This window comes from Mycobacterium sp. IS-1264, from assembly GCF_001954195.1.
Lineage (GTDB): Bacteria > Actinomycetota > Actinomycetes > Mycobacteriales > Mycobacteriaceae > Mycobacterium.
The window spans coordinates 71,155-95,950 of record NZ_MBES01000008.1 but is presented as its reverse complement, the minus strand read 5'-3'; the positions used below and the strand labels follow the sequence as shown (position 1 = coordinate 95,950).

At 68.1% G+C, this 24,796-nt stretch carries 27 protein-coding genes and 1 riboswitch; of the genes, 11 read left to right on the top strand and 16 right to left on the bottom strand.

Annotated elements, in window-relative coordinates; genetic code table 11:
- From A5744_RS01900 to A5744_RS01885, 4 genes are all read right to left on the bottom strand, one after another.
- A partial coding sequence (locus A5744_RS01900; RefSeq protein WP_139331203.1) for a transglycosylase family protein occupies positions 1 to 405 on the bottom strand: 405 nt, incomplete at its 3' end.
- Between the two features lie 10 nt (positions 406 to 415).
- Positions 416 to 623, bottom strand: a riboswitch (cyclic di-AMP (ydaO/yuaA leader).
- 205 nt (positions 624 to 828) lie between these two features.
- On the bottom strand, positions 829 to 1,107 hold the full coding sequence (locus tag A5744_RS01895; protein WP_076057907.1) for a MoaD/ThiS family protein: 279 nt from the start codon (positions 1,105 to 1,107) through the stop codon (positions 829 to 831).
- Positions 1,100 to 2,176, bottom strand: a complete 1,077-nt coding sequence (gene moaA, locus A5744_RS01890) for a GTP 3',8-cyclase MoaA (RefSeq protein ID WP_076057906.1) — start codon at positions 2,174 to 2,176, stop codon at positions 1,100 to 1,102. The genes A5744_RS01895 and moaA overlap by 8 nt, the downstream gene beginning before the upstream one ends.
- Positions 2,173 to 2,574, bottom strand: a complete 402-nt coding sequence (locus A5744_RS01885; RefSeq protein WP_076057905.1) for a YccF domain-containing protein — start codon at positions 2,572 to 2,574, stop codon at positions 2,173 to 2,175. Before A5744_RS01885 ends, moaA begins: the two co-directional genes overlap by 4 nt.
- 163 nt (positions 2,575 to 2,737) lie before the next feature.
- Between A5744_RS01885 and A5744_RS01880 the strand changes: the two genes are divergently transcribed.
- The 3 genes from A5744_RS01880 to A5744_RS01870 all read left to right on the top strand — a co-directional run bounded on the left by A5744_RS01880 (position 2,738) and on the right by A5744_RS01870 (position 6,246).
- Complete coding sequence (locus A5744_RS01880) at positions 2,738 to 3,145, top strand: cold-shock protein (protein WP_076057904.1); 408 nt, start codon at positions 2,738 to 2,740, stop codon at positions 3,143 to 3,145.
- 123 nt (positions 3,146 to 3,268) lie between these two features.
- Positions 3,269 to 5,224, top strand: coding sequence for an acyl-CoA dehydrogenase family protein (locus A5744_RS01875; RefSeq protein ID WP_076057903.1), 1,956 nt, complete (start codon positions 3,269 to 3,271; stop codon positions 5,222 to 5,224).
- 17 nt (positions 5,225 to 5,241) lie between these two features.
- Positions 5,242 to 6,246 (top strand): glutathione S-transferase C-terminal domain-containing protein, encoded by a 1,005-nt coding sequence (locus A5744_RS01870; RefSeq protein WP_076057902.1) that lies wholly within the window; start codon positions 5,242 to 5,244, stop codon positions 6,244 to 6,246.
- 109 nt (positions 6,247 to 6,355) lie between these two features.
- Here the strand turns inward: A5744_RS01870 and A5744_RS01865 are convergent, their stop codons facing one another.
- Together A5744_RS01865 and A5744_RS01860 are read right to left on the bottom strand one after the other, a co-directional pair.
- Positions 6,356 to 6,844, bottom strand: coding sequence for a DUF2771 domain-containing protein (locus A5744_RS01865; protein ID WP_076057901.1), 489 nt, complete (start codon positions 6,842 to 6,844; stop codon positions 6,356 to 6,358).
- Positions 6,841 to 8,499, bottom strand: coding sequence for an MFS transporter (locus A5744_RS01860; RefSeq protein ID WP_139329773.1), 1,659 nt, complete (start codon positions 8,497 to 8,499; stop codon positions 6,841 to 6,843). Before A5744_RS01860 ends, A5744_RS01865 begins: the two co-directional genes overlap by 4 nt.
- A gap of 117 nt (positions 8,500 to 8,616) precedes the next feature.
- On the opposite strand from A5744_RS01860, the gene A5744_RS01855 reads away from it, so the two are divergent.
- A complete protein-coding gene (locus A5744_RS01855; protein ID WP_139331202.1) occupies positions 8,617 to 9,480 on the top strand; it encodes a DUF3027 domain-containing protein in 864 nt (287 codons plus the stop codon).
- Here A5744_RS01855 and A5744_RS01850 read toward each other — a convergent pair.
- Positions 9,477 to 9,932 carry an SRPBCC family protein gene (locus tag A5744_RS01850; protein WP_076057898.1) on the bottom strand — a complete coding sequence of 152 codons (456 nt, stop codon included), beginning with the start codon at positions 9,930 to 9,932 and terminating at the stop codon, positions 9,477 to 9,479. The genes A5744_RS01855 and A5744_RS01850 overlap by 4 nt on opposite strands.
- Before the next feature lie 9 nt (positions 9,933 to 9,941).
- Positions 9,942 to 10,247: a DUF2530 domain-containing protein gene (locus A5744_RS01845; RefSeq protein WP_076057918.1), complete on the bottom strand. Its 306-nt coding sequence runs from the start codon at positions 10,245 to 10,247 to the stop codon at positions 9,942 to 9,944.
- 78 nt (positions 10,248 to 10,325) lie between these two features.
- On the opposite strand from A5744_RS01845, the gene A5744_RS01840 reads away from it, so the two are divergent.
- The 3 genes from A5744_RS01840 to A5744_RS01830 are packed head-to-tail and all read left to right on the top strand — an operon-like array spanning position 10,326 to position 11,853.
- Positions 10,326 to 10,757 (top strand): MarR family transcriptional regulator, encoded by a 432-nt coding sequence (locus tag A5744_RS01840; RefSeq protein WP_076057897.1) that lies wholly within the window; start codon positions 10,326 to 10,328, stop codon positions 10,755 to 10,757.
- Positions 10,754 to 11,578, top strand: a complete 825-nt coding sequence (locus A5744_RS01835) for an RNA methyltransferase (protein ID WP_076057896.1) — start codon at positions 10,754 to 10,756, stop codon at positions 11,576 to 11,578. Before A5744_RS01840 ends, A5744_RS01835 begins: the two co-directional genes overlap by 4 nt.
- On the top strand, positions 11,575 to 11,853 hold the full coding sequence (locus tag A5744_RS01830) for a DUF2537 domain-containing protein (protein WP_076057895.1): 279 nt from the start codon (positions 11,575 to 11,577) through the stop codon (positions 11,851 to 11,853). The genes A5744_RS01835 and A5744_RS01830 overlap by 4 nt, the downstream gene beginning before the upstream one ends.
- Here the strand turns inward: A5744_RS01830 and sepH are convergent, their stop codons facing one another.
- Positions 11,854 to 12,633 carry a septation protein SepH gene (sepH, locus tag A5744_RS01825; RefSeq protein WP_076057894.1) on the bottom strand — a complete coding sequence of 260 codons (780 nt, stop codon included), beginning with the start codon at positions 12,631 to 12,633 and terminating at the stop codon, positions 11,854 to 11,856. It lies immediately after the preceding gene.
- Between the two features lie 122 nt (positions 12,634 to 12,755).
- Positions 12,756 to 13,874: a phosphoserine transaminase gene (serC, locus tag A5744_RS01820; RefSeq protein ID WP_076057893.1), complete on the bottom strand. Its 1,119-nt coding sequence runs from the start codon at positions 13,872 to 13,874 to the stop codon at positions 12,756 to 12,758.
- 199 nt (positions 13,875 to 14,073) lie between these two features.
- Between serC and A5744_RS01815 the strand changes: the two genes are divergently transcribed.
- Both A5744_RS01815 and A5744_RS01810 read left to right on the top strand, forming a co-directional pair.
- Positions 14,074 to 15,099, top strand: coding sequence for a diiron oxygenase (locus A5744_RS01815; protein ID WP_076057892.1), 1,026 nt, complete (start codon positions 14,074 to 14,076; stop codon positions 15,097 to 15,099).
- Between the two features lie 16 nt (positions 15,100 to 15,115).
- Positions 15,116 to 16,816, top strand: a complete 1,701-nt coding sequence (locus A5744_RS01810; protein WP_076057891.1) for an FAD-dependent oxidoreductase — start codon at positions 15,116 to 15,118, stop codon at positions 16,814 to 16,816.
- Here A5744_RS01810 and A5744_RS01805 read toward each other — a convergent pair.
- Both A5744_RS01805 and A5744_RS01800 read right to left on the bottom strand, forming a co-directional pair.
- Complete coding sequence (locus tag A5744_RS01805) at positions 16,813 to 17,268, bottom strand: VOC family protein (RefSeq protein ID WP_076057890.1); 456 nt, start codon at positions 17,266 to 17,268, stop codon at positions 16,813 to 16,815. The genes A5744_RS01810 and A5744_RS01805 overlap by 4 nt on opposite strands.
- Before the next feature lie 198 nt (positions 17,269 to 17,466).
- Entirely contained in the window at positions 17,467 to 18,588 is a 1,122-nt protein-coding gene (locus A5744_RS01800; protein ID WP_076057889.1) for a citrate synthase 2, read from the bottom strand.
- A gap of 71 nt (positions 18,589 to 18,659) precedes the next feature.
- Between A5744_RS01800 and pdxH the strand changes: the two genes are divergently transcribed.
- Both pdxH and A5744_RS01790 read left to right on the top strand, forming a co-directional pair.
- On the top strand, positions 18,660 to 19,319 hold the full coding sequence (gene pdxH, locus A5744_RS01795) for a pyridoxamine 5'-phosphate oxidase (protein ID WP_076057888.1): 660 nt from the start codon (positions 18,660 to 18,662) through the stop codon (positions 19,317 to 19,319).
- A gap of 176 nt (positions 19,320 to 19,495) precedes the next feature.
- Positions 19,496 to 20,791: a citrate synthase gene (locus tag A5744_RS01790; RefSeq protein ID WP_076057887.1), complete on the top strand. Its 1,296-nt coding sequence runs from the start codon at positions 19,496 to 19,498 to the stop codon at positions 20,789 to 20,791.
- On the opposite strand, the gene A5744_RS01785 is transcribed toward A5744_RS01790, so the two are convergent.
- From A5744_RS01785 to prrA, 4 genes are read right to left on the bottom strand one after another with little or no spacing between them, the layout of a single operon-like run.
- Positions 20,788 to 22,383: an NAD(P)/FAD-dependent oxidoreductase gene (locus A5744_RS01785; protein ID WP_076057886.1), complete on the bottom strand. Its 1,596-nt coding sequence runs from the start codon at positions 22,381 to 22,383 to the stop codon at positions 20,788 to 20,790. The two genes, A5744_RS01790 and A5744_RS01785, sit on opposite strands and share 4 nt — an antisense overlap.
- Before the next feature lie 15 nt (positions 22,384 to 22,398).
- The gene (locus A5744_RS01780) at positions 22,399 to 22,662 is read right to left on the bottom strand and encodes a DUF2630 family protein (RefSeq protein WP_076057885.1); all 264 of its coding nucleotides are present in this window, start codon (positions 22,660 to 22,662) and stop codon (positions 22,399 to 22,401) included.
- Positions 22,663 to 22,703: 41 nt separating this feature from the next.
- Positions 22,704 to 24,044, bottom strand: a complete 1,341-nt coding sequence (locus A5744_RS01775) for a HAMP domain-containing sensor histidine kinase (RefSeq protein ID WP_076057884.1) — start codon at positions 24,042 to 24,044, stop codon at positions 22,704 to 22,706.
- Between the two features lie 17 nt (positions 24,045 to 24,061).
- Positions 24,062 to 24,772, bottom strand: a complete 711-nt coding sequence (prrA, locus tag A5744_RS01770) for a two-component system response regulator PrrA (RefSeq protein ID WP_139329770.1) — start codon at positions 24,770 to 24,772, stop codon at positions 24,062 to 24,064.
- Positions 24,773 to 24,796: the final 24 nt, after the last annotated feature.

Genomic DNA, 24,796 nt, shown 5'->3' with positions numbered 1-24,796 from the left:
GCCGGCCGGTGCCGGTGCCGGGGCGGGAGCCTCGCGCGGCGTCGGGCCCGACAGCGGACCACCGCACACGGGCCAGGCGCCGCGGCCTTGGGTGGCCAGCACCCGCTCGGCGACCGCGATCTGCTGATCCTTGGTGGCCAACTGAGCCGACGGGGCGTACTCGCCGCCGCCATGCCCGGCCCAAGTGGCCGCGGTGAATTGCACACCGCCGTAAAAGCCGTTGCCGGTATTGATTCCCCAGTTGCCGCCCGACTCGCAACGGGCTACTTGATCCCATTCGCCATCGGTGGCCGCTGCGGCCTGGCCGGCCAGGGCGATGCTGCCGCCGCCAAGAACCGCCCCCGTGAAGGCGATCTTGGCGACGCTGATGTTGGAACTGGTGGGCTTACGGTGCCGTCCACTCATGCGCGCCGAAATTTCCTCTCTCGTACGCGCCTGCGAGGTCAGCTGTCGGGTTCGGGTGGGAGAGGCTACCCGGCCGGCGTCGTCCTGCCGACGACACCGGCTTCACCCCAAGGAGCCGCATGCGACTCCAGTCCGATCACGGTGGACCGGTGGGTCCCCCGCCTCCATCCAGGTACGGATTCCCCGCCCTATTGGATGGAGCTCGGCGCGATAGGGAGGGGAGGAACGCCACCGGTAACTTGGCGAGCCTCCGCAGACGCTAGCGGGTTCTGTTGGTCTCGTCACGTTGGGCGACACCGGGCGTTTCCCTCACGGTCACGGGGAAAACCGCCAGGAACGTCGCGCGATCGCGCAGGTCAGAGCGCCCGAGATCGGAGCGTGTCCGCGCCGTTATCAATCCGTTATGTGACGCGTTTCACACCCTCAGCCGCCGGCGAACGGGGGCAGCACGTCGACCGTGTCACCTGATCGCAACGCCTTGGTCTCGTCGCGAACGGCGATTCCGTCGCACAAATACGAGCATCGACTCAGCACCGTGGCCAGACGAGTACCCGGAACCGCCAGTCGTTCAACCAATTCGGCCACCGTGGTGCCCGGCCGCAGGATCACCGACTCCGATTCGGCTCCGGCGGCGGCGCGCGCGGCTGCGAAGTAGCGAACCGTGACCTGGATTCCGTCAGGTTCGACAGGCAGTTCAGCCACCGATCGAACTCATCGGCCGGTCGGGCTGGATGAAGTTGGGGTCGTTGATGCCGTGCCCGGCGGGCTTGCCCCACATCGCGGTACGCCAGGCCGCCTCGATCGCGTCATCGGGCGCGCCGCTACGCAACAGGCCGCGAAGGTCGGTCTCCTCGGCCGCGAATAGGCAGCTGCGAATCTGGCCGTCGGCCGTCAGCCGGGTGCGATCACACGTCGAGCAGAAGGCGTGCGACACCGATGCGATGACGCCGAACTTTCCGGCCGGCGTGTTCGGGCCCGTGTCCACCAGCCAGAGCTCGGCCGGCGCCGAGCCACGCGGCGCGGGATCGGGTCGCAGCCGAAAGTGCGGGCGCAGCGCCTCCAGCACGTCGTCGGCCGTCAGCGCGGCCTCCCGGCGCCATTGGTGCCCGGCGTCCAGCGGCATCTGCTCGATGACGCGCAGTTGGTAGCCGTGCTCGAGACAGAACCCCAACAGCTCGACCACGTCCTCCCGCCCTGTGGCGGGATCGAGCACGGCGTTCACCTTCACCGGTGTCAGGCCGGCCTCCTTGCAGGCGGCCAAACCGGCCAGCACGTCGGTGAGCCGGTCCCGGCGTGTGATGGCCGCGAACCGTTTCCGGTTCACGCTGTCCAGGGAGATGTTGACCCGGTCCAGTCCCGCCTCGGCGAGCGCAACGGCGCGGCGCGCCAGTCCGACGCCGTTGGTGGTCAGAGAGATCTCCGGTCGCGGCCGCAGGCCGGCCGCGGCGGCGACCACCTCTTCGAGATGGCGGGCCAACAGGGGCTCCCCGCCCGTGAACCGCACGCTGGTGATGCCGAGCCGGGTCACCGCAATGCGCATCAGCCGGGTCAGCTCGTCGGCCCGCAGCAGTTGCTCCCCGGGCAGCCAGTCCAGCCCCTCGGCGGGCATGCAATAGCTGCAGCGCAGGTTGCAGCGATCGGTCAGCGACACCCGCAGGTCGGTGGCGGCCCTGCCGTACGTGTCAAGCAGCGGGCCGTCGGTTGGGGCGTCGCTGGTACGGCCCGCGTTCGTTCCGGGCACTGTCGGGACACCGAGCGCGGTCAGCGTCATGCGGCCACCAGTCCTACGGCCGGCGAGTCGACCGGAACGATTTCCTTGCCCAGCGGCATCAGCGACACCGGGATCAATTTGAGGTTGGCCAGCGCCAGCGGAATGCCGATGACGGTGATCGCCATCGCCACCGCGCTCACCAAATGACCGATCGCAAGCCACAATCCGAACAGCAAGATCCAGATGACGTTTCCGATCAGGGCGCCCGTGCCGGCCGTCGGCTTTTCGACGATCGTCCGGCCGAATGGCCATAACGCGTAGGACGCGATCCGCAGCGAGGCGAAGCCGAAGGGGATGGTGATGATGAGCAGAAAACTGATCAGCGCCGCCACCAAGTATCCGGCGGCCATCCAGAGGCCGCCGAACACAAGCCAGATAATGTTCAGGATCAGGCGCATATCTCCTCCAGCGGTCCTCCCAGCCTACCGAGTAACCCCTAAACGGGGGTGCTGGGCGGGCGGCCACCCGAGTAGGATCTGAATCCGCATCGCGTCCTGCACAGGCGGGGCGCTTCTTGTGTTGTCCATTCCTAGTTATCCGTCAGACAAGCAGGTGAGACGAGTGCCGACCGGCAAGGTGAAGTGGTACGACGCCGACAAGGGGTTTGGCTTCCTGTCGCAGGAGGACGGCGAGGACGTCTACGTCCGCTCGTCGGCGTTGCCCGCGGGTGTCGAGGGCCTCAAAGCCGGGCAGCGCGTGGAATTCGGTGTGGCCTCGGGCCGGCGGGGACCGCAAGCGTTGAGCCTCAAGCTGATCGATCCGCCGCCCAGCCTGTCCAGGCCGCGCCGCGAGGGGCCCGCCGAGCACAAGCACAGCCCCGACGAGCTGCACGGCATGGTCGAGGACATGATCACGCTGCTGGAGAGCACCGTGCAGCCGGAGCTGCGCAAGGGGCGCTACCCGGACCGCAAGACGGCCCGCCGGGTCTCCGAGGTGGTCAAGGCGGTCGCGCGGGAGCTCGACGCCTAAACCCCGACAACGACCCAGAACGCACTGCCCCTCGAAGCTACCGGATGGTAACTTCGAGATTCGTAGGCGTGGTATCCGGGCCAGTATTCACGCGTCGTGTGAGTCGTTAGCGAGGAGGCTGCGATGGCACAGCAAGCGCAGGTCACCGAGGAGCAGGCGAGAGCACTCGCCGAGGAATCCCGCGAAAGTGGTTGGGATAAACCGTCGTTCGCCAAAGAGTTGTTCCTCGGGCGTTTTCCGTTGGAGCTCATCCACCCATTTCCCAAACCGTCCGACGCCGACGAGGAGCGCATCCGCGCGTTTCTCGACAAGCTGCGGCAGTTTTTGGACACCGTCGACGGCAGCGTCGTCGAGCGCGACGCGCAGATTCCCGATGAATACGTGAAGGGCCTGGCCGAATTGGGCTGCTTCGGCATGAAAATACCGGCCGAATACGGCGGCCTGGGCATGTCGCAAGTCGCCTACAACCGCGCCCTGATGATGATTTCGAGCGTCCATCCCAGTCTTGGCGCGCTGTTGTCAGCCCATCAGTCGATCGGGGTACCCGAGCCGCTCAAACTCGCCGGGACCGACGAACAGAAGCGGAAGTTCTTGCCGCGCTGCGCCGCTGGGGCCATCTCGGCCTTTCTGCTTACCGAACCGGATGTGGGCTCGGACCCGGCGCGCCTGGCGTCGACGGCGACCCCGATTGAAGATGGCAAGGCGTACGAACTCGAGGGCGTGAAGTTGTGGACCACCAACGGCGTGGTCGCCGAACTGCTGGTGGTCATGGCCCGGGTGCCCAAGAGCGACGGGCACCGCGGCGGGATCAGCGCCTTCGTGGTGGAGGCCGATGCGCCCGGGATCACCGTGGAGCGGCGCAACAAGTTCATGGGGCTGCGCGGCATCGAGAACGGCGTGACTCGGCTGCACCGGGTGCGGGTGCCGAGCGAGAATCTGATCGGCCGCGAAGGCGACGGGCTCAAGATCGCGCTGACCACACTCAACGCCGGACGGCTGTCGCTGCCCGCGAGCGCGACGGGCTCGGCCAAGTGGGCGTTGAAGATCGCCCGCGAATGGTCCGGGGAGCGTGTGCAGTGGGGCAAGCCGCTGGCCAAACACGAAGCGGTGGCCAGCAAGATCTCGTTCGTCGCCGCGACGTGCTACGCGCTTGATGCCGTGCTCGAGTTGTCTTCGCAGATGGCCGACGAGGGGCGCAACGACATCCGCATCGAGGCGGCATTGGCCAAATTGTGGGCCAGCGAAATGGCCTGCTTGATCGTTGACGAGGTTTTGCAGATCCGGGGTGGGCGGGGCTATGAGACCGCGGAGTCGTTGGCCGCGCGCGGCGAGCGCGCAGTGCCGGTCGAACAGGTGGCCCGGGACCTGCGGATCAATCGCATCTTCGAAGGCTCTAGCGAGATCATGAGGCTGCTCATCGCCCGCGAAGCGGTCGATGCCCACTTGAGCGCCGCCGGCGACCTCGCCAAGGCCGACGCCGGTCTGCGGCAGAAGGCCGCCGCGGCGGTCGGCGCGAGCGGGTTCTACGCAAAGTGGTTGCCGCAGCTGGTCTTTGGTGAAGGGCAGCGACCGAAGGCCTACGGCGAGTTCGGCCCGCTGGCAACGCACCTGAGGTTCGTCGAACGCTCGACGCGCAAGCTGGCGCGCAACACCTTCTACGGGATGGCACGGTGGCAGGCCAAGCTGGAGCAACGGCAGGGATTCCTGGGCCGCATCGTCGATATCGGTGCCGAGCTGTTCGCGATGTCCGCGGTGTGCGTGCGCGCCGAGGGCCAGCGGGCCGCCGACCCGACCGTGGGGAAGCAGGCGTACGAGGTGGCCGCGACGTTCTGCGAGCAGGCGACCCTCCGCGTCGAGGCGCTGTTCCACGCGCTGTGGAGCAACACCGACAGCACGGACGTCCAGCTGACCCACGACGTCATGGAGGGCCGCTATACCTGGCTCGAAGCGGGGATCGTCGACCAGTCGGAGGGGACCGGGCCGTGGATCGCGCACTGGGAACCGGGCGAGTCGACCGAGACCAACCTGGCTCGGCGGTTTCTGACGGTGTCCGCCGCGCCGACGGAGGCGAATCTCTAGGAGGCGCAGTCGTCGTCATGGCCACCTACGTTGCCGGGGCGGGTGAATTCACTCGCGACACCAACTACATCACCACCCGCATCACTGCCGACGGGCGCGATGGTTATCCCGTAGAGCCGGGCCGGTATCGGCTCGTGGTTGCCCGCGCCTGCCCGTGGGCCAACCGCACGATCATCGTGCGGCGGCTGCTGGGCCTGGAAGGCGTTCTCTCCATTGGTTTTTGCGGTCCCACCCACGACGAGCGCAGCTGGACTTTCGACCTCGACCCGGGCGGCGTCGACCCGGTCCTGAAGATCCCGCGGCTACAGGACGCCTACTTCAAGCGGTTCCCCGACTACCCCAAGGGGATCACCGTCCCGGCGATCGTCGACATCCCGACCGGCGCGGTGGTCACCAACGATTTCGCCCAGATGACGCTGGATTTCTCCACGGAGTGGACCGCCTACCACCGCGAGGGCGCGCCGCAGCTATACCCCGAGCCGCTGCGGGCCGAGATCGACGAGGTGAGCAAAAGGATCTACACCGAGATCAACAACGGCGTCTACCGCTGCGGCTTCGCCGGGTCGCAGCAGGCCTACGATGCCGCCTACGACCGGCTGTTCACCGCATTGGATTGGGTGAGCGATCGCCTGAGCGCGCAGCGATACCTGGTGGGCGACACCATCACCGAAGCGGACGTGCGGCTGTTCACCACGCTGGCCCGCTTCGATCCCGTCTACCACGGCCACTTCAAGTGCAATCGAAGCAAACTGTCCGAGATGCCGGTGCTGTGGGCATACGCGCGCGACCTGTTCCAGACGCCCGGTTTCGGCGACACCATCGACTTCGTCCAAATCAAGCAGCACTACTACATCGTGCACGCCGACATCAATCCCACCAGGATCGTTCCCAAGGGGCCGGACCTGGCAAGCTGGCTGAGTCCACACGGCCGGGAAGCGTTGGGAGGCAGGCCTTTCGGAGACGGGACGCCTCCCGGGGCGCCGCTCGAGGCCGAGCGGGTCCCGGCCGGTCACGGCGCGTAACCCCTCCGCCGAACGTCGACTTGTTGGGCGAAATCGAATCGAGTGTGCGCCCACGGCGGCGACACGCCGCTGGAGGCCGCCCTGAGGGCACACTCAACGCCCTAAAGGGCTAAGAAACCAGGCGCACTGACCATTCCGCGTGCGGGGCATCGCGCAGCTCGCCGGAGGGATCGACCACCAGCGTCAGCAACTGCACCACGATCCCGGTCAATCGCCCCCGATGCGGGTCGACCGTCGGAATGGTGACCGCGAGCCGGGTCCCCGGGCGAAACATGGTGGTGGCCGTGTTCGCGGGATCCTCGTACACCTGCAGCAGCCGCCACGGTGCCCGCGAAATGGCCTCGGGCACCGAGAGCTGCACCGGATAGCGGTCGGTGACCTTCAATTCGCCCTGCGCCTGCGGTGTTTGACAGTCCTCGAGGTTGAGCACGTTGCAGTAGAGGTACGGCCCCACCCGGGTCAGATGCCCATGCGAATACACGCTGATCTCGGGTCGCTGCGGGCCGGGCCGGCGCACGAGTAGCCAGGTTCCCACCCCGGCGCCCACGGCCAGCAGTGCCACCAGGGCCGTAAGCAGAACGGCGACACCGCGTTTCACTCCGGCACCGCCGCCGGACGCCTGCCGTGACCGCGGTGCATGCTCTCCTGCTCGACCATGACCGGCCGGTTACCCCCGAGGCCGGGAATCAACGAGTTGCCGCGGAAGCTGACGACGGTCTGCGCCAGCCCCAGAATGAGCAGGGCGCTGACCGCGGTGAAGCCGACCCACAATTCGGTGTAGACCATGACGCCGAGCGCACCGCCGAGCACCCAGGCCAGCTGCAGCGTCGACTCCGACCGTCCGAACCCCGATGCCCGCGATTCCTCGGGCAGGTCGTGTTGCAACGACGCGTCCAGGGACGCCTTCGCGATCGCGCTGGAACCCGAGGTGACCAGGGTGGCTATCACGGCCACCAGCAGGTTGCCCGCCACGGCTGCGGCCAGGGCGACCGCGCACACCGCCACCGTGCAGCGCACCACCAGCACGGCCGGCCTACCCAATTTCAGCCGTGCGCTGGTGAAGTTGCCGGCGAAATTGCCGATCGCGGCCGCGGCGCCGATCATCCCCAGCATGGCGAGCTGGGCCCAGCCGTTGGCTTGGTGCGCCTTGGCGACGAACGCCGGATACAGGAACAGGAAGCCGACCATCACCTTGATGGTGCAATTGCCCCACAGCGAGGTGATGATGTTGCGGCCCAACGGTTGTCGCAGTGTCCCGCCGACCTTCTTGACTTCCTCGGGCCAGCTTCGCCGGAGCGGGTTGCTGTCCTTGCGATAGCTCAGGGTGGCGGGGACCTCGCCCGCGGTCACCTCGACCCAGCGCGGAATCCGCATCGACAGCAGGGCGCCGGCGACCGTGACCGCGACCACCACGAACAACGCCCCGGGCAGCTTGAACAGGTGGGTGCAGACGAACTCGACGCCGCCCGCGATGGCGCCGCCGACGATGGTGCCGCCCAGCAGCCCGAAGACGGTGAGCCGCGAGTTGACTCGCACCAGGTCGATACTCGGCGGCATCACCCTGGGCGTCACGGCACTGCGCAGCACGCTGAACGATTTCGAGAAGACCATCATGGCCAGCGCGCACGGATACAGCACCATCGACGGGAAGCTGCCGGTGGCCCCGTCGTAGTTCACGATCAGCACCACCGCCAACGCCGTGCGGAGCGCGAACGACAGTGCCAGCGCGACGCGGCGGCCGTGCTGCAACCGGTCCAGCGCCGGGCCGATCAGCGGAGCGATGACCGCGAACGGCGCGATCGTGATCAACAGGTACAGAGCAACTTTCGACTTGCTCTCCCCGCTGGCCGCCGCGAAGAACAGCGTGTTGGCCAATGCGACCGCCATCGCGGAGTCGACCGCGAAGTTCGCCACCACGGGCCAAGTCAGCGCCGTCAGGCCGGACTTGTCGGCGCCGTCCGCGGTGGCCGCCCGCTGGACCATCCAGTACATGCGGGAGCCCATCTCGCGGCTTCGCTGGGCCGCCGCGCGGGTGACGGTGATCCGTTCGCCAGAGGCCGGCCCACGCGGCGGCGTGGGCGGGCGGTCCGGTTCCGGCTGCTGGCCCAGCGGTGGGAGATAGCGGTTTGCGCTGGGCGTGGGCGCCGAGCGGCGAGCCCGCCGGTAGTCCGGATCGTCGGCGGGGTAATTGGCCATGCCAGGGTGCTGGTTGCCCGACCCGTTGCGCGTCCGCCGGCCCGGGTGGGAGGCCACCCGGCCGGGATCGTCACGCCGGCGCCCAGACACAAATCAATTCTGTCCTATCCCGGCAGGCAACCGGGTGTGGCTCGCCAACCTAGTATTGGAGGCGCAGTGCAGAGAGGGGACAGCGTGACCGGATCCATCGGGGAATCCGCCGTGGCGACCGAGGCCGAGTGGCCGGCAGGGTTGGCGGCGGTGCTCACGGGTGCGGTCGACGCGGCCCGGGCGGCCGTCGTGGAGTTCGCTGGCGCCGAGGCCGTGGGGGATTACCTGGGCGTCAGCTACGAAGATCCCAGTGCTGCGACGCACCGGTTCCTGGCCCACCTGCCCGGCTACCAGGGATGGCAGTGGGCCGCCGTCGTCGCGGCTTATCCGGGCGCCGACCACGCGACGATCAGCGAAGTGGTGCTGGTCCCCGGCCCGACGGCGCTGCTGGCGCCCGAATGGGTGCCATGGGACCAGCGGGTGCGGCCCGGAGATCTGAGCCCCGGGGACCTGCTGGCGCCGGCCGCCGACGACCCGCGGTTGGTGCCCGGCTACGCCGCCAGCGGCGACCCGCAGGTCGACGAGACCGCCGCCGAAGTGGGGCTTGGCCGCCGCTGGGTGATGAGCGCATGGGGCCGCGCCGAGGCCGCCGAACGGTGGCACACCGGGGACTACGGCCCCGATTCGCCGATGGCGCGATCCACCAAGCGCGTGTGCCGCGACTGCGGTTTCTTCCTGCCGCTGGCGGGATCGCTCGGCGCGATGTTCGGGGTGTGCGGCAATGAGCTTTCCGCCGACGGGCACATCGTCGACAAGCAGTACGGGTGCGGCGCGCATTCCGATACGCCCGCCGCCGCGGGCACCGGCTCGCCGATGTATGAGCCGTACGACGACGGTGTGCTCGACGTCATGGACAAGCCCGCGGAGCAGCCCGCGCCGGAACCGGCGGACGAGCCCACGCCGGAACCGAGCGATTCGCCGGAGCCCCCCGCGGAGCCGTCGGACTAGCTTTTCTCGGCGGCGGCTTTGATGTTCGCCAGCGAGGCGTTCATGCCCTCGACCAATTCGCGTTCGAAGTTCGACGTTCCGCCGAAGAGCGTTTTCACCGAGACGTTCGAGAACGCGCTGACGCCGTTTTCGGCGTGCCGGCTCTCGATCACCCGCGTGCCCTGGCCGCTCGGCTCGAGCTCGTAGCTCCAGATCGTGCGATTGGTGTTGACCCGGAACGCCAGCTTCTTCTCCGGTACGACCTCGACGACGGTGCACGTGGTGGTCCAGAACAGGCGGTTACGCCGATTCAGGTTGAGGGTGCGCGTTCCGGGGCGCAGCGGGCCGAAGGGCTTCATCCACCGACACTGCGGGCTCCACTCGGGCATCCGCCGAAAGTCGGAAATCAACGCCCAAACCTTCGAAGCCGGCGCGTCGATGTCGACCTGCGCTTGAAGTAGCGGGGCTACCATTGCACCTCCCTATTTGGGGTCGAGATAGTTTTCGAGTCCCGTTTGTGCGCCACGGTCGCCGCGGCGGGCGGCGGCGACCTGTAACACGACGATGCTGCTGCCGAGCAACCCCGTGCCCAGCCCGGCGAGCGTCACCGGTCGCCAACCCTCGAGCGCCGGTACGACGAACGCGGCCGCCGCGGCGACCAGCCAACCCAGAAAGCCCACGACCACGACGGGCCAGACCTGGAGCAGCATTGGCGGCAGGGCCGGCGCTTCGGGACTTTCGCCAGGTCCGGTCTCGCCGGGTGCGCTTTCGCCGGGTGCGACAGACATCACGCTCAACATAGCCTGCGCTCCGGCGTGGGGTGCGTTCGTGTTCCTAGTTATCGGCTTCCGATGTAACCTCGCGCCATGCCTGACAGCGATGCGCGGCTGGCCAGTGACTTGTCGCTGGCCGTCATGCGGCTGGCCCGCCAACTACGCTTCCGGAATCCGTCGTCGCCGGTGTCGCTGTCGCAGCTTTCGGCGCTCGCGACGCTGGCCAATGAGGGCCCAATGACGCCCGGCGCCCTGGCGATTCGGGAACGGGTCCGGCCGCCGTCGATGACCCGGGTGATCGCCTCGCTGGCCGACGAGGGCTTCGTTGACCGCGCGCCGCATCCCGTCGACGGCCGGCAGGTGCTGGTGTCGGTGTCCGAGTCCGGCGCCGAATTGGTCAAGGCGGCCCGGCGCGCCCGCCAGGAGTGGCTGGCCGAGCGGCTGGCGACGCTGGACAGCGACAAGCGCGCCACCTTGCGCGAGGCCGCCGATCTGATGTTGGCCCTGGTCGACGAAAGCCCGTGAGCGACGGCCCGAATGTCCAGGACGTCGACGATCCCGACGACCCGCGACTCGACGATTTCCGCGACCTGAACAGCGTCGACCGCCGTCCCGATCTGCCGACCGGAAAAGCGTTGGTGATCGCCGAAGGTGTCCTGGTCGTGCAGCGCATGCTGGTGTCGCGGTTTACCCCGCACGCCCTGCTCGGCACCGACCGCAGGCTGGCGGAGCTCAAAGCGGACCTCGCCGACTGCGCGGCGCCGTTCTACCGGGCCTCTGCCGAAGTGATGGCGCGGGTGGTCGGCTTTCACCTCAATCGCGGCGTCCTGGCGGCCGCGAGGAGGGTGCCCGAGCCGGCCGTCGCGCAGGTCGTCGACGGCGCCCGCACGGTCGCGGTGCTCGAGGGCGTCAACGACCACGAGAACCTGGGCTCGATCTTTCGTAACGCGGCGGGGCTGGGCGTGGACGCGGTGGTGTTCGGCGGCGGCTGCGCGGATCCGCTGTATCGCCGCGCGGTTCGGGTGTCGATGGGTCATGCGCTGTTGGTGCCGTACGCCCGGGCGGCGACCTGGCCTGGTGACCTGATGACGCTGAGGGACAAGGGATTTCGTCTGCTTGCGATGACTCCGCACGGCCAGGCCTGCGCGCTGGCCGAGGCGATGGCCGCCGCGCGCGACGAACGTGTTGCGGTGTTGGTGGGCGCCGAGGGGCCGGGGTTGACGCCGGCCACGCTGCGATTGAGCGATGTGCGGGTACGCATTCCGATGTCGCGCGGCACCGACTCGCTCAACGTCGCGACCGCGGCCGCTTTGGCGTTCTACGAGCGGGTTAGGCTCGGCCCGTGAGCGACCAGCGCTCCCAGTCTGTGCCGTGGGCAACGGGTTTGACGGTGGCCGGGTTCGTCGCGGCGGTGACCGCGGTCGCGATCGTCGTGCTGAGCCTCGGGCTGGTGCGAGTACATCCGCTGTTGGCCGTCGGGCTCAACGTCGTCGCGGCCGGGGGACTGGCGCCGACGTTGTGGGGGTGGCGACGCACCCCGGTGCTGCGCTGGTTTGTGTTGGGTGCCGGCGTAGGTGTGACGGGCGCGTGGCTGACGCTGCTCGCGCTGGCGGTGTCGTAGCTAGCGCTGCCCGCCGGAGCGAACCCCGAGCAGTACGTCCTCCCACGCGGGAATGACCGGCTTGCCGCGCCGCGTGTGCACCGGCTGCTCTTGCGGCGTGGCGACGGCCGGCTTCACCGGCGTCGCGACCGACGGCTTCGTGGGCTCGTCGAAGTCGACGTGGGCCACCGGCGCCACCGGCCGCAGCGGACGCTCGAAGTTCGGGTCGATCAGCTCACTGGCCGCGTCGTCGATCGCGGTGACCGTGCCGCCGTGAGCGCCCGGCGTGAAGCAGAAGTGTGCGTTGTTGTCGGAGCGGCCGGCCTTCCACGCGAGCTGCACCGTCCATCGGTTGTCTTCGTTGCGCCAGGCGTCCCAGCTGAGCTTCTCGTGGTCGAGGCCCCGCGTCACCAGCGCGGCGCTGACGGTCTCCAGCAGGGTGAGCACCGCGGGCCCGTCGTCGAGCATCGGATGTGCGGCCGTTGCCAGCTCCGCCGCGCGAAAACGCTCCAGCAGCACCGGGTGGGCGAAGCGGCGGATCCGCGCGACGTCGGAACCCGACGCCGCGGCCACTTGCTCGACGGAGGCGCCCGCACGGATCTTGGCCTGAATCTCTTTGGGGCTCAGCATGTTGGTGACGTCGATCTCGAGGTGCGGTTGCTCCGGCTGCGCGGTTTCGCCGTTCAACGCGGCCCGCAATCGGTCGTCGATCGCCAGCCTGAACTCCTCTACGGGATCATCGCTCTCGCAGACGATGTATTTGCTGTCGGCATCGAGCCTAACCATTTTGAGTTCCCGCATGGTGTTCTCCTCGCAGGCTCCGTGCAGGTCAGCGACGGACCCGTCACGTGCGCACTCTAGTCCAGCCGACGCCCATCACCTGTGCTGACACGCTGGGCGGTTGCGTACGGATTGCCGGCGGGTTAAAGCCGTTCGACCACCCAGTCGACGCACTGGGTGAGGGCGCTGACGTCGTCGGGCTCGACCGCGGGGAACATCGCGACCCGTAGCTGGTTGCGGCCGAGTTTGCGGTACGGCTCGGTGTCGACGATGCCGTTGGCTCGCAGGATCGACGCGACCGCCGCGGCGTCGACGTCGTCGACGAAGTCGATCGTGCCGACCACCTGGGAACGCAGCGCGGGATCGGCGACGAACGGCGTCGTGTACGGCCGCTCCTGCGCCCAGGAGTACAACCGCTGCGACGAGTCGGCCGTGCGCTTGACCGCCCAGTCCAGCCCACCGTTGCCCAACATCCAGTCGAGCTGTTCGGCCAGCAGGGCCAGGGTGCCGATCGCGGGCGTGTTGTACGTCTGGTTCTTCAGGCTGTTTTCCACAGCGATCGGCAGCGACAGAAAGTCGGGCACCCAGCGACCGGACGCGGCGACCGACTCGACCCGGGCCAGCGCGGCCGGGCTCATGATCGCCAGCCACAGACCGCCGTCGCTGGCGAAGTTCTTCTGCGGCGCGAAGTAGTACGCGTCGGCTTCGGTGATGTCGACAGGCAGGCCGCCGGCGCCCGAGGTCGCGTCGATGACGACCAACGCGTCGCCCGAATCCGCCGGGCGCTGGACCGGCACCGCCACCCCGGTCGAGGTCTCGTTGTGCGCCCACGCGATCACGTCGACCGACGGATCGCTCCGCGGCTCCGGTGCGCTGCCGGGATCCGCCTTGACGATGATGGGATCCCCGATGAACGGGTTCTTGACGACGGCGGAGGCGAACTTCGAGCTGAACTCGCCATAGGAAAGGTGCAGCGAGCGCTTGTCGATCAGCCCGAAGGCCGCGGAATCCCAGAACGCCGTCGCACCACCGTTGCCCAGGATGACCTCGTAACCGTCGGGCACCGAGAAAAGCTCCGCGAGTCCCGACCGGACCCGCCCCACCAGATTCTTGACCGGCGCCTGCCGGTGCGAGGTGCCGAACAACGCCGCCGCGGTGGTGCTCAGCGCCTGCAATTGCTCGGGTCGGACCTTCGACGGACCCGATCCGAATCGGCCGTCGCGGGGTTTGAGGTCAGCGGGAATCTGGAGCTCGTCAGCCATGCCAGCCAGCGTAGTAAGCGGCGCGGGACCGGTGCTGCGGCGGCCCGGCCGCCGCGTCGCGGTGTGAGCCAGGACACACGATTTGCCTGACCACTGGTCAGCCCACACTGTCCGGCGAGGTCTGGAACATTCCCGGTACCCGCGGTACTGTCTAGACACAGCACGTCCAAATGTAAACCTCGTTGGGGAGGGCTTGGATATGGCCAGGACGCGAATGGTCCGGCGTTGGCGCCGCAATATGGAAGTCCGCGACGACGTCGAGTACGTCAACATGCTTGCCACACTGTCCGAGGGGTCGGTGCGGCGAAACTTCAACCCGTATACCGATATCGATTGGGACTCACCGGAATTCGCGGTCACGGACAACGACCCCCGCTGGATCCTGCCGAAGACCGACCCGCTGGGCCGCCATCCCTGGTATCAAGCCCAGTCAGACGAGCGAAAGATCAAGATCGGAATGTGGCGCCAGGCCAACGTGGCCAAGGTGGGGCTGCACTTCGAGTCCATCCTGATCCGCGGGCTGATGAACTACACGTTCTGGGTGCCCAACGGGTCACCGGAGTACCGGTACTGCCTGCACGAGTCGGTCGAAGAGTGCAACCACACCATGATGTTCCAGGAGATGGTGAACCGCGTCGGCGCCGACGTGCCGGGGATGCCGCGGATGCTGCGCTGGATCTCGCCCCTGGTTCCGCTGGTCGCGGGCCCGTTGCCGGTGGCGTTTTTCATCGGTGTGCTGGCCGGCGAGGAGCCGATCGACCATACCCAGAAAAACGTGCTGCGCGAAGGCAAGTCGCTGCACCCGATCATGGAGCGGGTGATGGCGATCCACGTGGCCGAGGAGGCCCGGCACATCTCCTTCGCTCATGAGTTCTTGCGAAAGCGGTTGCCGCAGTTGACTAAACGGCAGCGGTTCTGGGTCTCGCTGTACTACCCGCTGACCATGCGGGTGCTGTGCCAGGCGATCACGGTGCCGCCCAAGGCGTTCTGGCGGGAGTTCGACATTCCGCGCGAGGTCAAGAAGGAGTTGTTCTTCCGGTCGCCAGATTCGCGAAAGTGGTTGAGCGACATGTTCGCCGACGTCCGGATGCTGGCCAACGACACCGGGTTGATGGAAACCCGTTCGGCGCGGCTCATGTGGCGCCTGTGCAAGATCAACGGCAAGCCGTCGCGCTACCGCAGCGAACCGCAACGCCAGCACCTGGCCGCGGCGCCGGCCGCCTAGCGGTTCCGGGAGTTCTATGCCGCACGTTATTACCCAGTCGTGCTGCAACGACGGGTCCTGTGTCTTCGCGTGCCCGGTGAATTGCATTCACCCGACACCGGACGAGCCTGGCTTCGCGACCTCGGAGATGCTCTACATCGATCCGGTGGCCTGCGTGGACTGCGGCGCCTGCGTGAGCGCCTGCCCGGTGGGCGCGATCGCGCCGGACACCCGGTTGGAGCCCAAGCAGCTGCCGTTCGTCGAGATCAACGCGTCCTTCTACCCGCCGCGGCCCGCGGGGGAGAAACTGCCGCCGACCTCGAAGCTGGCCCCGGTGATCCCGGCGGCGGAGGTGCGCGCCCGCCGTCATCCGCTGACCGTCGCGATTGTCGGATCCGGGCCCGCGGCCATGTATGCCGCCGACGAGCTGCTGACCCAACATGGCGTGCGCGTCAACGTCTTTGAGAAGCTGCCCACGCCCTACGGCCTGGTTCGCGCGGGGGTGGCGCCGGATCATCAGAACACCAAGAAAGTCACTCAGCTGTTCGACCGGGTCACCCGTCATCGCCACTTCCGGTTCTATCTCAACGTCGAGATCGGCAAGCACTTGAGCCACGCCGACCTGCTGGCGCACCATCACGCCGTGCTGTACGCCGTCGGTGCGCCCGACGACCGCCGCCTGGACATCGAAGGCATGGGGTTACCGGGCACGGGAACCGCCACCGAATTGGTCGCATGGATCAACGGACATCCCGACTTCACCGATCTGCCAGTCGATCTCAGCCACGAGCGGGTGGTGATCATCGGCAACGGCAATGTCGCCCTCGATGTGGCCCGTGTGCTCACGGCGGACCCGGACGACCTGGCCCGCACCGACATCTCCGATCGTGCGCTGGACGCATTGCGCGGCTCCGCGGTCCGCGAGGTGGTGATCGCCGCGCGGCGCGGCCCGGCGCATTCCGCGTTCACGTTGCCCGAACTGATCGGGCTCACCGGCGCCTCCGAGGTCGTGCTCGATCCGGGCGATCAGCGGTTGGTGGCAAGCGATCTCGCGTCCGCTTCAGACATGTTGACCCGGAACAAGCTGGAGATCGTGAGCAAGCTCGGCGATGCTTCGGCGCCGAGTTCGGGCACGCGGCGGCCACGAGTCCGGCTGGCCTACCAGCTCACACCCCGGCGCGTGCTGGGCCAGCAACGCGCCACCGGTGTCGAGTTCTCCGTCACCGGCACCGATGAGGTGCGCCGGCTAGACACGGGCCTGGTACTCACGTCGATCGGCTACCGCGGCAAGCCGATTCGCGATCTTCCATTCGACGAATCCGCGGCGGTCGTGCCGAACGATGGCGGGCGCGTCGTCGATCCCGCCTCCGGTGGCCCGGTGCCCGGCGCTTACGTCGCGGGATGGATCAAGCGCGGACCGACCGGCTTCATCGGCACCAACAAGTCCTGCTCCTTGCAGACCGTGCACGCGCTGGTCGCCGACTTCAACGCCGGGAGGCTGGCGGATCCGCTCGCCAAGCCAGACGCGCTGGACCGGCTGGTGCGTGCCCACCAGCCCGACGCCGTCGACTCCGTGGGGTGGGGCGCCATCGACGCCGCCGAGATCGCGCGCGGCAGCGACGCGAGTCGACCGCGCGTCAAGTTCACCGCCATCGGCGACATGCTTGCCGCCGCGGCCACGGCCAGGCCGGCGCCGTCCAGGCGACGCCGGCTGCTGGCCCGGCTGCGTGACTGCTAGCTGGCCTGCCCGGACATCGCCGCTTGAATGTCCTCGGGGCTGACCTCGCGCACCGGCTGACCTAACGACCAGTGATGCCCGAACGGGTCCTCGACCACGCCGTAGCGGTCGCCCCAGAACTGGTCCTCCAGCGGCGCCACCACGGTGGCGCCCGCGTCCAGTGCCTGCTGGAACTTGGCGTCGACGTCGGTGACCGTCAGATGGATCGTGACCGGCGTGCCGCCGAGTGACTTCGGCGTCATCGACTTGCCGCCGCACACTTCCGGGAAGTCGTCGTTGAGCATCACCAGCGAGCCGTTGATGCGCAGTGCGGCGTGGACCAATTTGCCGTCGGGGCGGGGCACCCGGCCCAGCTCAACGGCGCCAAAAGCCTTGACGTAGAAGTCGATCGCCGCTGCGGCGTCGCCAACGACGAGGTGTGGGGAAACTGCGGGTTCGATGTCGATTGCCATGCTGGCCTCCTTGCTGTCGGTCTCGTGCGCGGCCCCGGGCGGGGACCGCTCACGGTTATTGACTGCGCCCGCGACGCAAACTCATCGCGGCGATCGCCATTTAACCGCCGGGCACCGACAACTAGCGGACGCGAGCGTAACGCCAGGGCGAAAAATTGGGCCGAAGTTCGCCGTGACGTTACGCCCGCGAGCGGAAGCTCAGGCCGTGGTGAGCACCCGGTCCCAGCCCTGCACGGACTCCGGGCTGCGTGGCCCCGGCCCCACATAGATCGCCGACGGGCGGACCAGCTTGCCCAGCCGCTTCTGCTCGAGAATGTGCGCGCACCATCCGGCGGTGCGGCCACAGGTGAACATCGCCGGCATCATGTGGGCCGGCACCTGGGCGAAGTCGAGGATCACGGCGGCCCAGAACTCGACGTTGGTCTCGATCGGGTGGTCCGGACGGCGCTCGCGCAGCTCGGCCAGCGCGGCCTGCTCGAGTGCGACCGCCACCTCGTAGCGCGGCGCACCCAGCCGTTCCGACGCTGCCCGCAGCACCCGCGCCCGGGGGTCTTCGGCGCGGTAGACCCGGTGCCCGAAGCCCATCAGCTTGTCGCCGCGGTCCAGGATTCCCTTGACCAGGCCGCGGGCATCGCCGGTGCGCTCGACCTCCTCGAGCATCGGCAGCACCCGGGCCGGCGCCCCGCCGTGCAACGGGCCGCTCATCGCCCCGATCGCCCCGGACAGGGCCGCCGCGACGTCGGCGCCGGTCGAGGCGATCACTCGCGCCGTGAACGTCGACGCGTTCATGCCGTGCTCGGCCGCGGACACCCAATAGGCGTCGATGGCCTCGACGTGCCTGGGATCGGGCTCGCCCTGCCAGCGAGTCATGAAACGTGCTGTCACCGTAGAGCATTCGTCGATGACTCGCTGCGGGACCGCGGGCTGATAGATTCCGCGCGCCGACTGCGCGACATAGGACAGCGCCATCACCGACGCCCGGGCCAGTTGCGTGCGGGCGGTGCCGTCGTCGACGTCCAGCAGGGGCTTGTACCCCCAGATCGGCGCCAGCATCGCCAGGCCGGCCTGCACGTCGACGCGGACGTCGCCGGTGTGGATCGGCAGCGGGAACGGCTCTGCGGGAGGCAGTCCGCGGCCGAACTCGCCATCCACCAGCAAGCCCCACACCTCGCCGAACGTGACCCGCTGGCTCACCAGATCCTCGATATCGACGCCGCGATAGCGCAACGCGCCGCCGTCTTTATCCGGCTCGGCGATCTCGGTGGTGAACGCGACCACACCGTTGAGGCCAGGGACGAAATCTTCCGGGACCACAGTCATGGGAAAATTCTCGCACCCCGCTTCCGGGCGGACGCTACCGGCCGGTAGCAAGCGCCGGTAGCGTTGGCGCGATGGCAGGACCAGACGACGACCACCTGCAACGAATGCGAGTCGAGTACGGGTCCGTCGAGCGGGACGGCGGTCCCGACCTCGACGCGGATTGGCTCGATGACGGTTGGCTTGCGTTGCTGCGCAAGTGGATTGACGACGCCGAACACTTCGGGGTACCCGAACCCAATGCATTCGTGCTGGCCACCGTCGCCGAGGGTAGGCCGATGAGCCGGTCGGTGCTGTGCAAGGGCGTGGACGAGACCGGGATCACATTCTTCACGAACTATGACTCAGCCAAAGGCATCGAGCTCGCGGCGACGCCGTACGCGTCCGCAACCTTCCCCTGGTATCTCCTGGGTCGACAGGTGCACGTCCGCGGCGCGGTGACCAAGGTCGACCCGAGGGTCACCGCGGAGTATTGGTCCAAACGGCCGCGCGGCTCGCAGCTTGGCGCGTGGGCCTCACACCAGTCGCAGCCGATCGCCTCGCGCGCGGCGCTGCTCGACCAGCTGGCCGACGTGACCGCGCGCTTCGCCGACGACGAGCGCATCCCGGTGCCACCGGGGTGGGGTGGCTACGTCATCGCACCCGAAGTGGTGGAGTTCTGGCAGGGCCGGGAAAACCGGGTGCACAACCGGATCCGGGTCATCGGCTCGCGGGTCGAGCGCCTCCAGCCCTGACCGAGGTGAGCAGCGGACGGGCCACGTAGCGCCCGTTGTGACGGGTCGCCTGATGATTGCCTAAGGAAGATCGTCGAGACCCACCCCGGGCAGGCGCTCCGCCACCATAACGACTACCTTCAGCTATAAGCACCTAGTCAGGGCAGCCATACCAGCCAGAGCGCAAAGGGGTTCTCGTGGCCGACACCGACGACACCGCAACTCTCAAGTACCCGGGAGGCGAGATCGACCTGGAGGTCGTCCACGCCACCGAGGGAGCTGACGGCATCGCGCTGGGCTCGCTGTTGTCCAAGACCGGCCACACCACGTTTGACAACGGGTTCGTCAACACCGCCGCCTGCAAGAGCTCCATCACCTACATCGACGGCGACGCCGGGATCCTGCGCTACCGCGGATACCCCATCGAGCAGCTGGCCGAGAAGTCGACGTTCATCGAAGTCAGCTACCTATTGATCTACGGCGAGCTACCGGACAAGGAGCAGTTGGCCGAGTTCACCACCAAGATCCAGCGGCACACCATGTTGCACGAGGACCTCAAGCGGTTCTTCGACGGCTTCCCGCCCAACGCCCACCCGATGCCGGTGTTGTCCAGCGTGGTGAACGCGTTGAGCTCCTACTATCCGGATTCGCTGGATCCGATGGACAACGGGCAGGTGGAGTTGTCCACGATTCGTCTGCTGGCAAAGCTGCCCACCATCGCCGCGTACGCCTACAAGAAGTCGGTCGGACAGCCGTTCCTCTACCCGGACAATTCGCTGTCGCTGGTGGAGAACTTCTTGTGGATGACCTTCGGGTTGCCGGCCGAGCCGTATCGGGCCGATCCCGAGATCGTGCGGGCGCTGGACATGTTGTTCATCCTGCACGCCGACCACGAACAGAACTGTTCGACGTCCACGGTTCGGCTGGTGGGCTCGTCGCGGGCCAACCTGTTCACCTCGATCTCCGGCGGCATCAACGCGCTCTGGGGCCCGCTGCACGGCGGCGCCAACCAGGCGGTGCTCGAGATGCTGGAGGAGATCCGCGCGAGCGACGACGACGTCAGCGAATTCGTCCGCAAGGTGAAAAACCGCGAGGCCGGCGTCAAATTGATGGGCTTCGGTCACCGCGTCTACAAGAACTACGACCCCCGCGCGCGGATCGTCAAGGAGCAGGCCGACAAGATCCTGTCGAAACTCGGTGGCGACGACGACCTGCTGAGCATCGCCAAGGAGCTCGAGGAGAAGGCGCTCACCGACGACTACTTCATCGAGCGCAAGCTCTACCCCAATGTCGACTTCTACACCGGCCTGATCTACCGGGCGCTCGGTTTCCCCACCCGGATGTTCACCGTGCTGTTCGCGTTGGGCCGGCTGCCCGGGTGGATCGCGCACTGGCGCGAGATGCACGACGAGGGCGACAGCAAAATCGGCCGCCCGCGCCAGATTTACACCGGGTACACCGAGCGCGACTACGCCACGATCGAGCAGCGCTAGGTGGCCGGGCCGGGCCCGGCGAACACTGCTGTAAGTACCGCCATCGCGGCGTTGTGGCCCGCGATGCCCGATACCGCTCCGCCGCGGCGGGCGCCCGACCCGCACAACATGATTCGCTCGTGCGCCGTGGCGACGCCCCATTGCCGTGCCGGGGTGTCCAACGCGTCGCCGTCGTCCGCGAACGGCCACGACAACGCGCCGTGGAAGATGTTGCCCGCGGTCATCCCCAGTTTGCGGTGTAAGTCCAGGGTGGTCGTCGTCTCGATGCACGGCCGGCCGTTCGCGTCGCTCATCAGTACGTCCTGAATCGGTTCGGCCAGAACGGAATTCAGCGACGCCAACACCGAATCGGTCAGCCGGTCACGCAGTGCCCCGGAGTAGGTCCCGTCGAATAGCGAATGTGGCGTGTGCACGCCGAACACCGTCATCGTGTGAGCGCCCGACTCACGCAGCTTGGGCGGAAGGATGCTCGGGTCGGTCAGCGAATGGCAGTAGGCCTCGCACGGCAACGGATCCGGTAGCTGTCCGGCGGCCGCGCGCGAATACGCCGTATCCAGTTGCGCCCACGTCTCGTTGACGTGAAAGGTCCCGGCGAATGCTTGTTCGGCGGTGATGCTGTCGTCGCGCAAGCGCGGCAACCGCCGCAGCACCATGTTCACCTTGACCTGCGCGCCCTGGGCTGGCCTCGCAGGCCGTTCCCCGAGCAGGCCGGCCAACACCGTCGGCGTCACGCCCGCCAGGACGAAGCGGCAACGGATGGTGTGCTCTTCGTCGCCGCTGCGGTAGCGCACCAGGCCGTCCGGATCGACGGCGAAAACGTCTGCGCCGGTGGTGATTTCGGCACCGTGAGCAACGGCCGCCGCGGCCAGGGCCGCCGTCACCGAGCCCATCCCGCCGATGGGGACATTCCACTCTCCGGTGCCTCCGCCGAGCACGTGATACAGGAAGCAGACGTTCTGGATCAGCGACGGCTCGTCCAGGCGGGCGAAGGTGCCGATCAGCGCGTCGGTGGCGATCACGCCGCGCACCAGGTCGTTGCGCACCGCGCCCGCGATCGCGTGTCCGATCGGCTCGTCGACGATGGCCCGCCACGCCGACGCCGCATCGGGATCGCCGCCGTCGAGGACGTGCCGGCGGGCTTGTTCGCGGGTGCGCAGCGGTTCGAGCAGCGTCGGCCAGAGGCGTTCCGTGACTACTCGGCAGCGCCGGTAGAACGTCGCGAAACCGTCCTCGTCGTCGGCCGCGCCGATCGCTGCGAATGTGCCGGGGTGCCCGACCAGCAGCCCGGTGCGGCCACCGGTGTCGGGGTCGGGCGTGTACGACGAGAACCGCCGCCGGGCCAGGGGCGCCGCGGCGCCCAGGTCGTCGAGGATCCGCGGGGGCAGCAGGCTGACCAGGTACGCGTAGCGCGAGACCCGGACGTCGACGCCGTCGAACGGCTGCGCGGAGACCGCGGCACCGCCGACGTGTCCCAGCCGCTCCAGCAGCCGCACCCGAAGGCCCGCCCGGGCCAGGTAGCCCGCGGCGACCAGGCCATTGTGGCCCCCGCCGACCACGACAACATCGCACTCCCGGACGCCGTCGACCGCCATGTTCCGGATGTGTTCCTAGCCGAGGTAGCCCTCGACCTGGCCGGGCGGACGTACGGCCGCTTCCTTTGGGTCGCCACCCGTCTCGCGCAGTGCCCGACGCTGCCGCAGCAGGTCCCAGCACTGGTCGAGTTCGATCTCCACCTGGCGCAGGCGTTCATGCTCTTCGGACTCGGTGATGTCCCGGCGCTGCAGCTGCGTCCGCAGCGCTTTCTCCTCGGCGACCAGGTCGCGGATGTGCGCCAGGGCGTCGCTGTCGGTTGGTGTGTTGCCATCGGCCATCGTCCTAGTGTGCCCGAGACCGGCGGCGCGTGACGGCGACGCTAGCTCGGACCGGGCAGGCGCAGCACCAGCCGCGCGCCGCCCAGCGGGCTGTCCTCCAGCGACGCCGTTCCGCCGTGCAGATGCGCCTGCTGTGCCACCAACGCGAGCCCTAAGCCCGAGCCCGAGTGTGAGGCCGTCGAACCGCGGGAGAATCGGTCGAACACCACCTCTCGCTCGCCTTCGGGCACCCCGGTGCCGTTGTCGTCGACGGCGATCTCCACTCCGGCCCGCGAGCTGACCGCGGACAGCTGGACCTTGGTGGCGCCGCCATGCTTGACGGCGTTCGCGATCGCGTTGTCGACCGCGAGGCGCAAGCCCGCCGGCAATCCCACGATGATGCAGGTTGGCGACGGCACCAGCGAGACGTCGACGGTGGGGTAGATCCGGGTCGCGTCGTGGGCGGCGCGGTCGAGCAGATCGGTGATGTCGACCGGCACGTGATCGTCGGACGTCGACAGTTCGCCCTGGGCCAACCGCTCCAGGGCGCTCAGGGTGGCCTCGATCCGCGACTGGGTGCGGATCACGTCGTTGAGCACCTCTTTGCGTTGGTCGTCGGGCAGATCCAGGGTCGACAGCACTTCGAGGTTGGTGCGCATCGCGGTCAGCGGAGTGCGCAGCTCGTGGGAGGAGACGGCCGCGAAGTCGCGCGCCGAAGCCAGCGCCTCCTTGGTCCGGTTCTGCTCGTTCCAGATGCGCTGCAGCATTCCCCGCATCGCCTCGGCGATTTCGACCGCTTCGCTGGCGCCGTGCACTTCGACTCGCGGCGCCTCGTCTCCCGCGTCGATCGACCGGGTCTGCTGGGCGAGCTGCTTGAACGGGCGCACCGCGAAAGCGGCCAGCAGCCAAGCGAATACGGCCGCCGCGCCGATGGCGAAGCCACAGATCAGCATCACCCGTCGATGCAAATTGTTGGTCTCGGCGAGGGTGGCGTCGTAGGTGGCGCCGACGGCGAGCGACGTCGGCCCCGGCCCGGGAATCTCCACCGTCCGGACCCGGTAGCGCACTCCGTTGATGTAGGTGTCGGCGTAGCCGTCGTCCAGCTTGGGCAGCGTGACATCGGAATTCGACTTGATCAGGTTGCCGCTGCGGATCGTCATGATGGCGTCACGGTCGTTGGGCGAGCGGGGGATTTCGCCAAGACCGCGGGGCAGGAACGGGATCGCGAAGCCCGCGGCCTCGTCGAGACGGCGATCCAGCCGCTCTTTGCGGTCGTTGGTGATGCCGACCCAGACCACGGCGCCGACGATGAGCACCGGAATCGCGGCCCCGATGGCCGTCGCGACCACCACCCGGGTCCGCAGCGACGGCGTACGAGCAACGATTCGCGACAGGATGTTCATGGCCTGCTTCGATCCGGTTACTGCATGCGCAGCACGAACCCGACTCCTCGAACGGTGTGCAGCAGCCGGGGCCCTCCGTTGGCCTCGAGCTTGCGGCGCAGGTAGCCGATGAACACGTCGACGACGTTGGTGTCGGCCGCGAAGTCATACCCCCACACCAGCTCCAGCAGCTGCGCGCGTGACAGGACCGCGGTCTTGTGTTCGGCCAGCACCGCCAGCAGGTCGAACTCCCGCTTGGTCAGGTCCACGTCGACGCCGTTGACCCGGGCCCGCCGGCCCGGGATGTCCACCTCCAGCGGCCCGACCGTGATGGTTTCCGAGGACGACGTCGCGGTGGCGCCGCGGCGGCGCAGCAGCGCCTTCACCCGGGCCACGAGTTCGGCCAGCACGAAGGGTTTGACCAGGTAATCGTCGGCGCCGGCCTCCAGCCCTGCCACGCGATCGTCGACCGAGCTGCGGGCGGACAGCACACAGACGGGCACGTCATTGTCCATGGCGCGCAATGCCGTGACGACGCTGACGCCGTCCAGCACGGGCATGTTGATGTCGAGGACGATCGCGTCGGGCCGGGTCTCGGTGGCGCTGCGCAACGCCTCGGCGCCGTCGACCGCCGTCGACACCTCGAATCCGGAAAGTCGCAGTCCGCGTTCGAGCGAGGCGAGCACGTCGGAGTCGTCGTCGACAACCAAGACGCGAGGTGACGTCACACCAGTGTCCATGTCGCCCATTTTGCCGGATTGTTCCCTATCGCG